This window comes from Lacrimispora sanguinis, from assembly GCF_044987295.1.
GTDB classification, from domain to species: domain Bacteria; phylum Bacillota; class Clostridia; order Lachnospirales; family Lachnospiraceae; genus Lacrimispora; species Lacrimispora celerecrescens_B.
Genome location: NZ_CP173277.1, coordinates 3,136,046 through 3,148,047 on the forward strand (window position 1 = coordinate 3,136,046; position 12,002 = coordinate 3,148,047).

15 protein-coding genes and 1 tRNA gene are annotated in these 12,002 nt (G+C 45.6%); all 16 read left to right on the forward strand.

Annotated elements, in window-relative coordinates; translation table 11 throughout:
* The first annotated feature begins 56 nt into the window (after nt 1–56).
* The 16 genes from gdhA (at nt 57) to ACHZES_RS14615 (ending at nt 12,001) form a co-directional block, all read left to right on the forward strand.
* Entirely contained in the window at nt 57–1,391 is a 1,335-nt protein-coding gene (gdhA, locus tag ACHZES_RS14540; protein ID WP_038284266.1) for an NADP-specific glutamate dehydrogenase, read from the forward strand.
* 256 nt (nt 1,392–1,647) lie between these two features.
* Nucleotides 1,648–2,535 (forward strand): DUF3881 family protein, encoded by an 888-nt coding sequence (locus tag ACHZES_RS14545; RefSeq protein WP_038284268.1) that lies wholly within the window; start codon nt 1,648–1,650, stop codon nt 2,533–2,535.
* 228 nt (nt 2,536–2,763) lie between these two features.
* Nucleotides 2,764–2,840, forward strand: a tRNA-Arg gene (locus ACHZES_RS14550).
* 569 nt (nt 2,841–3,409) lie between these two features.
* Nucleotides 3,410–3,613: a hypothetical protein gene (locus ACHZES_RS14555; protein ID WP_224209075.1), complete on the forward strand. Its 204-nt coding sequence runs from the start codon at nt 3,410–3,412 to the stop codon at nt 3,611–3,613.
* Nucleotides 3,610–4,539, forward strand: coding sequence for a DUF6017 domain-containing protein (locus tag ACHZES_RS14560; RefSeq protein ID WP_002578965.1), 930 nt, complete (start codon nt 3,610–3,612; stop codon nt 4,537–4,539). The genes ACHZES_RS14555 and ACHZES_RS14560 overlap by 4 nt, the downstream gene beginning before the upstream one ends.
* Nucleotides 4,540–4,545: 6 nt before the next feature.
* The gene (locus tag ACHZES_RS14565) at nt 4,546–5,373 is read left to right on the forward strand and encodes a ParA family protein (RefSeq protein ID WP_195255131.1); all 828 of its coding nucleotides are present in this window, start codon (nt 4,546–4,548) and stop codon (nt 5,371–5,373) included.
* Entirely contained in the window at nt 5,330–6,256 is a 927-nt protein-coding gene (locus tag ACHZES_RS14570; protein WP_002578961.1) for a ParB/RepB/Spo0J family partition protein, read from the forward strand. The genes ACHZES_RS14565 and ACHZES_RS14570 overlap by 44 nt, the downstream gene beginning before the upstream one ends.
* A gap of 9 nt (nt 6,257–6,265) precedes the next feature.
* Complete coding sequence (locus ACHZES_RS14575; RefSeq protein WP_227178479.1) at nt 6,266–6,793, forward strand: hypothetical protein; 528 nt, start codon at nt 6,266–6,268, stop codon at nt 6,791–6,793.
* Nucleotides 6,794–6,847: 54 nt separating this feature from the next.
* Nucleotides 6,848–7,489 carry a DUF3846 domain-containing protein gene (locus ACHZES_RS14580; RefSeq protein WP_170820250.1) on the forward strand — a complete coding sequence of 214 codons (642 nt, stop codon included), beginning with the start codon at nt 6,848–6,850 and terminating at the stop codon, nt 7,487–7,489.
* 10 nt (nt 7,490–7,499) lie between these two features.
* Nucleotides 7,500–7,811, forward strand: coding sequence for a DUF5720 family protein (locus tag ACHZES_RS14585; RefSeq protein WP_395547264.1), 312 nt, complete (start codon nt 7,500–7,502; stop codon nt 7,809–7,811).
* 36 nt (nt 7,812–7,847) lie between these two features.
* The gene (locus ACHZES_RS14590; protein WP_002304320.1) at nt 7,848–8,330 is read left to right on the forward strand and encodes a PcfB family protein; all 483 of its coding nucleotides are present in this window, start codon (nt 7,848–7,850) and stop codon (nt 8,328–8,330) included.
* Nucleotides 8,330–10,081, forward strand: a complete 1,752-nt coding sequence (locus ACHZES_RS14595; protein WP_227178481.1) for a VirD4-like conjugal transfer protein, CD1115 family — start codon at nt 8,330–8,332, stop codon at nt 10,079–10,081. Before ACHZES_RS14590 ends, ACHZES_RS14595 begins: the two co-directional genes overlap by 1 nt.
* Nucleotides 10,082–10,093: 12 nt before the next feature.
* On the forward strand, nt 10,094–10,414 hold the full coding sequence (locus ACHZES_RS14600; protein ID WP_227178483.1) for a hypothetical protein: 321 nt from the start codon (nt 10,094–10,096) through the stop codon (nt 10,412–10,414).
* Between the two features lie 3 nt (nt 10,415–10,417).
* Nucleotides 10,418–10,810, forward strand: a complete 393-nt coding sequence (locus ACHZES_RS14605; RefSeq protein ID WP_118629860.1) for a helix-turn-helix domain-containing protein — start codon at nt 10,418–10,420, stop codon at nt 10,808–10,810.
* Between the two features lie 83 nt (nt 10,811–10,893).
* Nucleotides 10,894–11,109, forward strand: a complete 216-nt coding sequence (locus tag ACHZES_RS14610) for a Maff2 family mobile element protein (RefSeq protein WP_002576404.1) — start codon at nt 10,894–10,896, stop codon at nt 11,107–11,109.
* A gap of 25 nt (nt 11,110–11,134) precedes the next feature.
* Entirely contained in the window at nt 11,135–12,001 is an 867-nt protein-coding gene (locus ACHZES_RS14615) for a VirB6/TrbL-like conjugal transfer protein, CD1112 family (RefSeq protein ID WP_002578954.1), read from the forward strand.
* Nucleotide 12,002 lies beyond the last annotated feature (1 nt).

The following is a 12,002-nucleotide window of genomic DNA, read 5'->3' on the forward strand; positions in this document are numbered from 1 at the left end:
TCTGGCCTCTTTTTGCCATTTTAAATATTACAAACCAATCAAAGGAGGAAAAAAATATGTCATATGTGGATGAAGTCTATGACAGGGTAGTGAGCCAGAACCCAGGAGAAGCTGAGTTCCATCAGGCGGTCAAAGAGGTGCTTGATTCCCTAAAGCTTGTTATTGAAGCGAATGAAGAAAAATACCGTAAGATGGGTCTTTTGGAGCGCCTTGTGGAACCGGAGAGAATCATATCTTTCCGTGTGCCATGGGTAGATGATAATGGTCAGGTACAGGTGAATAAAGGATACCGCGTCCAGTTTAACAGCGCCATCGGGCCGTATAAAGGAGGCTTGCGTCTTCACCCTTCTGTCAATCAGGGAATCTTAAAATTCCTGGGCTTTGAGCAGGTATTCAAAAATTCTCTGACAGGGCTTCCGATCGGCGGCGGTAAGGGAGGTTCCAATTTTGATCCAAAGGGAAAATCAGATAGAGAAGTTATGGCATTTTGTCAGAGCTTTATGACTGAGCTGTCCAAATATATCGGTGCAGATCAGGATGTTCCTGCTGGTGATATCGGAGTGGGAGCAAGAGAAATCGGATTTTTATATGGCCAGTACAAGCGACTGACCGGCTTATATGAAGGAGTTCTGACCGGTAAGGGCTTGACCTATGGCGGTTCTCTTGCACGTACACAGGCAACGGGATATGGTCTGGTATATATCCTGGATGAGATGTTAAAGCATAACAGCAAGGAACTGGCCGGCAAGAATGTGGTTATTTCCGGTTCCGGTAATGTAGCGATCTATGCTACGGAAAAGGTACAGCAGTTAGGCGGCAAGGTCATCGCATTAAGCGATTCCAACGGTTATGTTTATGATAAGGATGGAATTGATCTTAACCTGATTAAGGAAATCAAGGAAGTTCGCCGCGGACGGATCAAAGAATATGTGGATGCACATCAATCAGCTGTGTACACCGAAGGAAAAGGCATCTGGAGCATCCCATGTGACATCGCCCTTCCATGTGCAACACAGAATGAATTAAACTTAGATGATGCAAAAATGCTGAAAGCAAACGGATGCTTTGCAGTTGCTGAGGGCGCCAACATGCCATCCACCATAGAAGCAACGGAGTACTTCTTAGAAAGCGGAATGCTCTTTATGCCGGGCAAGGCAGCAAACGCAGGCGGCGTAGCAACTTCCGCCCTTGAGATGAGCCAGAACAGCCAGAGGCTTTCCTGGACCTTTGACGAGGTGGATGAAAAGCTCCATAACATTATGATTGATATTTACGCTAAGGCGGCTTCTGCAGCAGAGCGTTACGGCGTGAAGGGAAATTATGTGGCAGGTGCAAACATCGCCGGTTTTGAAAAAGTCGTTGAAGCCATGACGGCACAGGGAATCGTATAAGAATTAAGGGACCAGTTTTCCTAAAAGGGAACTGGTCCCAATTTTTAAAATAAGAAAATTATGCTGGCTTTCTCATCATTTTTAGTATATAATAATCGATAAGGCTTGAGGCGGAGTATACTTCGCCTTATTGTTTTCCAGAATTATTTACATAATGAAGGTTAGCATAGTGCAGCCTGAGTTTTGTAAATTAGCTGTTCGATGAGCTTTTTAAATCGAACAACCTTAAGATTATTAGAAAGCAGGTGATGATCCTATGCATAAATTCTTGAGAACCATTGGTTTCAGCCAATATCAAAAAGACAAGGAAATAGAAAAATTATTGGATATGCTCTGTGAAGATTTGTCCGGCCTGAAACGGATTCAGATTGATGAGGAATCCAATCTCTGTGAACTTCGCAGGGAAGTGGCTCCGGGTATGGGGATTGCTATCTTTGGAGAAATGGACCGGGAAGGTAAATTTCAAAGAAGCTATTATTATCCATATTTGAAAACCAATGATATGACATCAGAAGTAGCCTGTTCCATCCAGCGTCACACGGAGCGGGAAACTTACGCCGGCCTTTTGGATGAATTTAAGGTGGGAATTTCCCTCATATTCTATATAGACAATTCTTTTGAGTGCAGGGAACGGATCATTGATCATCATCCGATGGAAACCAGGAATGTCTGTCTTTCCGGCCTTGCGGTAAGTGGGAAAGTCCTTCTTCCCATTCAGAAAACAGAAATTCAGAGAGAAAAGGCCAGAGTTGCGGCAATGGACCGTAATACGCTTTTAGAAGCGGCAAAGAACGGCGATGAAGATGCGATGGAGACTCTTACCATTGAAGATATTGATTTATATTCCCAGGCATCCAGAAGGGTGATGAAAGAGGATTTATATTCCATCATTGATTCCTGTTTTATGCCCTGCGGTGTAGAATGTGACCAATACTCCATTATAGGAGAGATCATAAAGATAGATGAGATGAAAAATCAGATCACTAAGGAAGAGGTATATGATTTTACTTTGGAGTGCAGTGATCTTATTTTCCACGTGGGAATTGCAAAAAAAGATTTGGTGGGAACTCCGGAAATCGGGCGTAGATTTAAGGGACAAATATGGATGCAGGGTATCGTAAATTTTGCAGAGCCTGTAGAATAAGTACAAATATGACTTGACGAAAAGTGCGATTGTGAATATAATAGTAGTCGGACCGCATTAGAGCGTCCGTTTTTGGGGATTCGCCCCACATAAAATTTCATACTGTTTCTGTAGCTCAGCAGGATAGAGCGTCCGCCTCCTAAGGTTGCGTTACAACGGCCACCTCAAAAAAACTAAATAAGGGATTGCAGTTCGACTTTGATCGGGCTATAATCATATATCAGACACGTCCATATAGCTCAGCTGGATAGAGCACACGCCTCCTAAGCGTGGGGTCGGAGGTTCAAATCCTCTTATGGACGCCAGTGAACAACGCCGAAAGCCTTTGTTTTCAAGGGTTTTCGGCTTTTCTTATATAAAAAGCTACGAAAAAGCTCTTTCACTGTATGAGATAAAATTCTACTCCAAAATTTGATTTTTGACAACCCCTCCAGAATCGAACGGTTGTTATAAGACAAAATCGCCAGCTAATTTTTAGCAGAAAATGGGCTGTTCTTGCTAATGAAAATGCCCTTCCTGCTAATCAGCCCCAAAATCGTGCCAAAAATCCAGCTAATCAAAAAAGGCGGATGTTTTGAGTACCATGCAGTTATAGCAGATAAAATTGAATATCGTTATATACATAGAGCGTCTATTTGCCCCGCATCGGGGATGGATAGGCGCTCTTTTTTTATGCCCAAAACCATGGGCAAATACAAGAGATTGGAGGTGTTTTATTTGAGCAAGCCTGTTTATACCGCAGACAAGCCGAGCGACTGTCATTACTGCTACTTCTGGACGAATGGCAGAAAGGGTTGCCGTCTGGGTAGAAATAATTGCTACTACTTAATCTCTTTGCCACCGAAACCCAAGTCGGAATGTGATGGCTGTCCCTATGGGCGAGATCACCCGTGCATTGGCTGGTGTACGAAGAAGGTTATGCGTGAAGTGGGGCTTCGTTGATATGGATGTGTATGAACAGGAATACCGCTTCTGCTTTTTTGCCCGATGTCCTTATGAAAAGACGGATACGACTTTCCGCAGCATTCCGCTGACAACAGAAAGTTTTCCGCAGAAAGAAGGTGGTGAAGCCGTGTGAGTTTTGATTATTTTTACGGTCAGCAATCCGATCTATTCACATTCTATCGAGTTCCGAAGGTGTTGTTCACGAACGAGAGGTTCTGGAATATTTCTGCCGATGCCAAGATGCTGTATGGCATTTTGCTTGACCGCATGAGCCTGTCTGCCAAGAATGGTTGGATAGATAAAAACGGTCGAGTGTATATCATTTTTACAATCGACGAAGCGAAGATGGCTCTGAACTGTGCTGAACAAAAGGCTATCAAGCTGCTCAGTGAACTTGAGAAGAAAGCAGGATTGATTGAACGTAAGCGCCAGGGTTTGGGAAAGCCCAACCTGATCTATGTGAAGAACTTTATCTCTGCTGTGGATTCACAACTCTTGAATTGTGAAAATCACAATTCTGGAACAATGGAAATCACAACTCAAGAACTTCCGAAATCACAATGTAATAATACTGATATTAAAAATACTGAATTTAGTGATACTGATTCTATCTTTCCTTCCGGAAATGGTGGAATGATGGACGAGAATGACCGGTATCAAGAATACTTTGATTATTTCTCGGATCAGCTCAGTATTGATTTGTTGAAGAAGGATTACCCTTACGATTCTGAAATGCTGGATAACATTCTGGAGTTGATCGTTGAAACGGTTTGCACAAAGCGACCGTTGATTCGCATTGGTGCAGAGGAGCGTCCGGCAGAAATTGTCCGCAGTCGGTTTATGAAACTGAATATCGAGCATATTCGATATGTTATGGACTGCTTCAAAGAGAACACCACAAAGATTAGAAATATCCGTCAGTATATGCTGACTACGATATACAATGCGCCGACGACAATAGACACCTACTACGATGCTCTTGTTCGGCACGATATGTCACACGGATATTTGGAAGGAGGATTTAAGAAATTGAAAATGAAGCGAGAGGAAGGAGAGTGACGATAAATGTCGAAAAAAGCAACCATCATTGCGGTGGTCAATCAGAAAGGAGGCACTGGAAAGACCACCACCACCGAGAATCTGGGCGTTGGCTTGGCTCTTGAAGGAAAAAAGGTGCTTCTGGTAGACACCGATCCCCAGGCTTCCCTGACGGTCAGTTTGGGCAATCCCTGCCCGGATGATCTGTCTCCGACACTTTCCGATCTGATGGGAAAGATTATGATGGAAAACCCTATTACTCCCGATGAAGGGATTCTTCATCATCCGGAGGGCGTTGATCTGGTGCCATCCAACATCGAACTGTCAGGTATGGAAGTAGCACTGGTCAATGCCATGAGCCGGGAAACCATTCTCAGGCAATACCTGGATACGGTCAAACAGAATTATGATTACATCCTTCTGGACTGTATGCCGTCTTTGGGTATGCTGACCGTCAATGCGTTGGCAGCTGCCGACAATGTGCTGATACCGGTTCAGGCAGCATACCTTCCTGCAAAGGGCCTGGAACAGCTGCTTGGAACCATCAACAAGGTCAAGAGGCAAATCAATCCGAAACTGAGGATTGAAGGGATTCTTCTGACTATGGTAGACAACCGCACCAACTATTCCAAAGACATCAGCAATCTAATTCGGGAGAGCTATGGAGGAAAGTTGAAGGTTTACAAGACAGACATTCCCCGCTCTGTTCGTGCAGAGGAAATCAGTGCCGAAGGACACAGTATCTTTCAGCACGATCCGAAAGGGAAAGTAGCGGATGCTTACCGAGTTTTGACGAAGGAGGTGTTAAACAATGCAGAGAAAAGGCGCAAACATCAGCTTGAAGGGGTACGATGATATTTTCTCCACCGAGCAATCCAGAGCCGAATCTCAGCAGGAGCGAGTGCAGGAAATTCCGCTTTCTGAATTACACCCTTTCGAGGGACACCCCTTCCGTGTGGTTGATGATGAAGAAATGATGAAAACTGCGGAGAGCGTCCGAGATTTCGGAGTTCTCACCCCTGCGATTGTCCGACCTGACCCCGATGGTGGTTATGAAATCGTTTCTGGTCACAGGCGGCACCGGGCATCGGAGCTTGCGGGTAAGGAAACCATGCCTGCGATTGTTCGTGACCTGGACGATGATGCAGCCATTATTTTGATGGTCGATGCGAATTTGCAGAGAGAAACCATTCTTCCGAGCGAACGAGCATTTGCCTACAAGATGAAGTTGGATGCTATGAAACATCAGGGTGAACGAACGGATTTAACTTCGTGCCAAGTTGGCACGAAGTTAAGAGCAGACGAAAAAATGGCTGAAGATGCAGGCGAAAGTGCAAGAACAATTCAACGCTATATCCGTCTGACCGAGCTGATTCCGGAACTGTTGGATATGGTGGATACAGGTCAGATCAAATTCAATCCTGCGGTGGAGCTTTCTTATCTGGCAAGCGAAGAACAGCAGAATTTTCTTTCTGCAATGGATTATGCTCAAGCAGCTCCTTCCCTTTCGCAAGCACAGCGAATTAAAAAGCTCGCACAGGAGGGCGAGTGTACGCTGGATGCGATGTGCGAGATTATGAATGAAATCAAGAAGGGAGAGCTGGACAGAGTAACCTTCAAAACGGATTCGTTGCGAAAATACTTCCCGAAGTCCTATACCAACAAGCAGATGGAGGATAAAATCATTCAGCTTTTGGAACAGTGGCAGAAAAAAAGAGAAAAATCTATGGAAAGGTAAGGTGAAAAAATGTTTACACCCAAAAACATTCAGGGCGCTTTGGAAGAACTCTACGACCTTTGCGATCCTGATTATATGGTAGATATGCTCGTAAATTACAGTGAGGAGTTCGATGATATTTCTCCTACGCTTCTGGCAAGGTCGTTCCAGAAAAATGCCGAGATGGTTTGCGAGTACCGAGTATTGTCCTCTGCTGGTGATGGGATCGACTATCAGGGAACGGTACTTCTGAACAGCAGAGCCGTGCGTCTTCTGTCCTATGTAGAAGATATGAGCGGCAATGAAAAAGTTCGCACGATTCAGAGCAAGGAGCTGTGGTTAGCAGAAGATATGACATTCTATGTGGTGTCCTGTATGTCCACGATTACGATGGACAAGGAAGAAGCCATTTGTCTTAACGAACATCGCAGCGTAATTACTACGGTGGAATGCGAGGACGATATTTTCTTCGACATGGGTTCCCTGATTTGCGAACTGGACGATATTTGCTTGTTCGAGCTTTTAGCCGATGTGGATGCGACTATTTATGAACTGTAACAGGTTCATGGATGGTTGCTTTTCTTATTTCCAAAGAAACGGGGGTATCGAAACTTGAAAGAATACGATGTGAAGATTACCGAAACCTTGGAGAAAACGGTTACGGTGCAAGCAGAATCTCACGATGCGGCAGAGGAACAGGTTAGAGCCGCTTATTACAATTCGGAGTACATTCTGGACTCTGAAAACTTTACCGGTGTTGCGTTCGGCACGACCGAGGAACGGGAAGTTCAGAAAGAACAGGCAGATACCATGAATGTGTTGCTGGTAAAGCCGTTTATGTATCCGCAGGCTGTGCAGATCGGCTGTGAGCTGGAAGATTTGCAGAAAGCCGTAGGTGGCGATATTGAGGCGACTTATCCGTTCAATGAGCCGGTTGCACTGGTCATGCACGACGAAGGTAAACTCGTAGGCAAAGAACTGAACCGTGCGCTGCGTGATGATGACGGTGATATTTATGACATTGTAGCCGGAGATTTTCTGGTTGTGGGATTGGGCGAGGATGATTTTTGTTCTCTGTCCCCGGAACTGATGAAGCAGTTTGAGGAACACTTTCATCAGCCTGAGACTTTTGTACGCATGGGGCGCAGCATTATGGCGCTTCCCCTGCCGGATGACATGGTGAAGAAAGAAGATGCACCTGTCAAAGCTGATTCGGTTCCCCACAAAAGTAACCCTGACCGAGATGTTCTGTAAGGAGGTTCTTATGCAAAGAAATTCGACGATTGGAGAGCTGATGGAGCGAAAGCGGATTCAGGATGGTGCCAAGGAGTACCAGGGACATACCTATATGGACTTGGCACGATTTGATGACGCCACCAAGCACATGATTATTTTCGATGTGCTGACCAATGAATCGCCTGTCGGTTGGAAAGGCGAAAGAAATCGCCTGTATTTGAGCGATGTGGGTTATCAGAAGGCTCTGGATAACCAGAGAGCTGGCAATATCAAGATTATCAGCCATGCCGCAGTTGCCAAGGGCAATCTGTATTACGACCACAGAGATATGGCAAGATAAACTGTTCACTCTACTGCTTGCAGGAGGTGATGAATCATGCAGGAAGAAGTTGAAAACAGAACAGTAAACCTGGCGATCAGCACAACCAAGCTGACGGGGCGCACTATCATTGCCGGTATCCGCAAGTATTTGCAGCACCGGGAAAAAGTGAAGATGAAAAAGGCACGAGATCCTGCCGTTCATGGAAAGCAATCCGTGAAACAGCTTTTGGGACAGAATCAGGGTGCTACGAATGTTGAGATCGACAAAGAGAGTATCCGTGATTTTGAAAAGCTCGCCAAGAAGTACGGCGTGGACTTTGCCGTAAGAAAAGATAAGTCCGTTGATCCTCCCCGGTTTCTTGTTTTTGTCCGTTCTAAAGATGCAGATGCTTTGGATGCAATCTGCAAGGAACATCAGGCAAGGGCATTAACCAAGAATGAAAAGCCGAGCGTTCTGGCACAGCTGAAGAAGTTCAAGGAAATTGTCGCAGCGATTCCGAAGAAGGTTCGAGAGAAGAAACAGGAGCGTGATCTGTGATGGATAAGAGAAAAATGAAAAAGCTCCTGATTCTGAATTTACCGTATTTTCTGGTAGGATTGTTTGCTACGAATTTAGGAGAAGCATGGAGATTGGCTGAGGGTGCAGATTCATCTGCGAAAATCCTCAGCTTTTTTAATGCCCTTCCGATAGTCCTGAACAATCCGCTGCCCAGCTTTCACCCGTTGGATTTGCTGATTGGTATTCTCTGCGGCGCAGGACTTCGGCTGGCTGTCTATCTAAAAGGCAAAAACGCAAAGAAGTACCGACACAATGTTGAGTACGGTTCTGCTCGTTGGGGAACGGCAAAAGATATTGAGCCGTTTATTGCACCAAAGTTCGAGGACAATGTGATCCTGACGAAAACGGAGCGGCTGATGATGAGCAATCGTCCGAAGAATCCTGCCAATGCCAGAAATAAGAATGTTCTGATTATCGGTGGTTCAGGTTCCGGTAAAACTCGCTTTTGGTTGAAGCCAAACCTTCTCCAGATGCACAGCTCCTATGTGGTCACTGACCCCAAAGGCAGCATCGTGATTGAGTGCGGCAACGCCCTTTTGAAGCATGGCTACAACATCAAGATTTTCAACACGATCAACTTTCGGAAGTCGATGCACTATAACCCTTTCGCCTATATCCATTCAGAAAAAGACATTCTGAAACTGGTTACAACTCTGATTGCCAACACAAAGGGTGATGGGAAAGCCGGTGATGAGTTCTGGACGAAGGCGGAAACGCTGCTTTACTGTGCCTTGATCGGATATATCCACTATGAAGCTCCGGTTGAGGAACAGAATTTCTCCACCCTGATTGAGTTCCTGAACGCAATGGAGGTGCGGGAAGATGATGAGGAGTTCCAGAACCCGGTGGATCTGATGTTTGAAGCCCTGGAAAAGAAAAAGCCGAATCACTTTGCAGTCCGTCAGTATAAAAAATACAAGCTGGCTGCCGGCAAGACCGCTAAGTCGATTTTGATTTCCTGCGGCGCTCGTCTGGCTCCTTTTGATATTCAGGAGGTCAGAGATGTGACTGCCTATGACGAGTTGCAGTTGGATACCCTCGGAGATAAGAAAACGGCGCTCTTTCTGATTATGTCAGATACGGATGCGACCTTTAATTTTTTGATCTCCATGATTTACACACAGCTGTTCAACTTGCTGTGTGAGAAAGCAGATGATGTGTATGGCGGCAGACTGCCGGTTCATGTACGCTGCCTGATTGATGAGATGGCAAACATCGGCCAGATTCCCAATCTGGAAAAACTGGTAGCGACAATCCGAAGCCGTGAAATATCGGCTTGCCTTGTTCTCCAGGCACAATCACAGCTGAAAGCCATTTATAAAGACAATGCCGATACCATCATCGGCAACATGGATTCCCGAATTTTCCTGGGTGGTTCTGAGCCAACCACGCTCAAAGAACTGAATCAGGCATTGGGAAAAGAAACTATCGACACCTACAACACCTCCAACACCAGAGGCAACAGCCCGTCTTACGGACAAAATTTTCAAAAGCTTGGCAAAGACCTTGCGAGCGTAGATGAGCTTGCGGTTCTGGATGGCAGCAAGTGTATTTTGCAGTTGCGTGGTGTCAGACCGTTTCTTTCTGATAAGTACGATCTGACGCAGCACCCCAATTATAAGTACACATCAGACTTTGATAAGAGAAATGAGTTCAACATTGAACAGTTTCTGAGTCGAAGGTTGAAGCTCAAGGCAGGTGATGAGTTTGTGGTAGTCGATGCGGATTAAGGAGGTTTCTGTTTGAAAAATCTGAAAACGGTATCCGCCCTGGTTAAGAACATCTTGGAACACGACCACAAGGCAAGAAATACCGACAATCATTTGTACCTGAAGGTACTGGAACACTATTCCGGTCTGCGTGGCATCGACATTCATGCCATGACGGTTCCTGTGTTTTTGAAGGAACTGGATAGACGCAGCTTTCCGGGGTTTGAAACTGTCCGCAGAAGCAGACAGAAAGTGCAGGCAACCTACCCTGACCTTGCTCCCAGTGAAGCCGTAGGCAAACGCAGAGCAAAAAATGAGGTTGTATATCGAGAATTTGCAGAAAGCGAGGTGTAAAAAATGACTTGGTGGATCACGGATACCTCTATTGGGCAGCGTTTGAAGTTTATTAGACGATTTCGCCGCCTTACCCAGAAAGAGCTTGGACTCCTGATGGGGTATTCCGAGAAAACAGCGGATGTCCGTATTGCTCAGTATGAGAAAAACGCTCGAACCCCTAATGCAGAAACCACAGCGAAACTCGCAGAGGTTCTGAAGGTTTCACCTGCCGTTTTTTCACCGACGATTTGTGCTTCTCGTGAAGATTTGTTGCAGTCAATGTATTGGCTGTTTCTTATGAAAGGTGGTGGTGATATATATGATTGTGAAACTGAATATGCAAGAAGCAGAATGGAACAGAAACTTGGCGTGATAACCGTCGAGGAGTTCCTTGAAAAGATTCTCGCAAACTAAGCCTTCCGTCCGGTTTTGATACCGGTAGTACGGAGGGCTTTTTCTATTCTCAAAACAATTTCAAATTTTAGGAGGAAAATATTATGGCATTTTTCAATAGCGCAGTAACCGTTCTTCAGACTCTCGTTATCGCTCTGGGCGCAGGTCTTGGCATCTGGGGTGCAATCAACCTGCTTGAGGGCTACGGCAACGACAACCCCGGCGCAAAGTCCCAGGGCATGAAGCAGCTCATGGCTGGCGGCGGTGTTGCCCTCATCGGCACCACCCTTGTACCTCTGCTCTCCGGACTGTTCGGTTAATCACAAAACAAGGAGGTAATCGCCTTTGGACAGCATACTCCAACAGATCACAGACTGGCTGAAAGAAATGCTCGTTTCAGCCATTATGGGAAATCTGTCGGGGATGTTTGAGTCCGTCAACAACCAGGTTGGCGAGATAGCAACCTCCGTTGGCATGACCCCGGCGAATTTTTCGCCGGGTGTCTTTGCCATGGTACGAAACATCTCCGAGTCAGTGATTATCCCAATAGCAGGCTTGATTCTGACCTTCATTGCCTGTTATGAGCTAATTCAGATGATTATTGACCACAACAATCTGGCGAATTTTGAAACCTGGATCTTCTTCAAATGGGTGTTCAAGACTTTTGTTGCGGTCATGTTAATCACAAACACATTCAATATCACGATGGCTGTGTTCGATGTGGCACAGCACGTTATAAACGCAAGCGCCGGTATCATATCCGGAAATACTGCCATAGATGCTTCGGCATTGGAAACAATGGAAGAAACACTGATGGCAATGGATTTGGGGCCTTTGCTCGGCTTGTTCCTACAATCCTTTATCGTGCAGGTCACGATGTCCGCCTTGGCAATCATCATCTTTGTGATCGTCTACGGTCGAATGATTGAAATTTACCTGATGGTCAGCCTTGCCCCGATTCCGCTCTCCACTTTTGGAAACAGAGAGCAGAGCAATATCGGACAGAATTATCTGCGTTCGCTGTTTGCAATCGGATTCCAGGGATTCTTGATTATGATCTGCGTAGGCATTTATGCGGTGCTGATTCAGTCTATCGCATTTAGCGATGACATCATCGGTTCTATCTGGGGCGTTATGGGCTACACCGTCCTTTTATGCTTCACCCTGTTTAAGACCGGTTCGCTTGCGAAGGGTGTATTCAGCGCCCACTAAG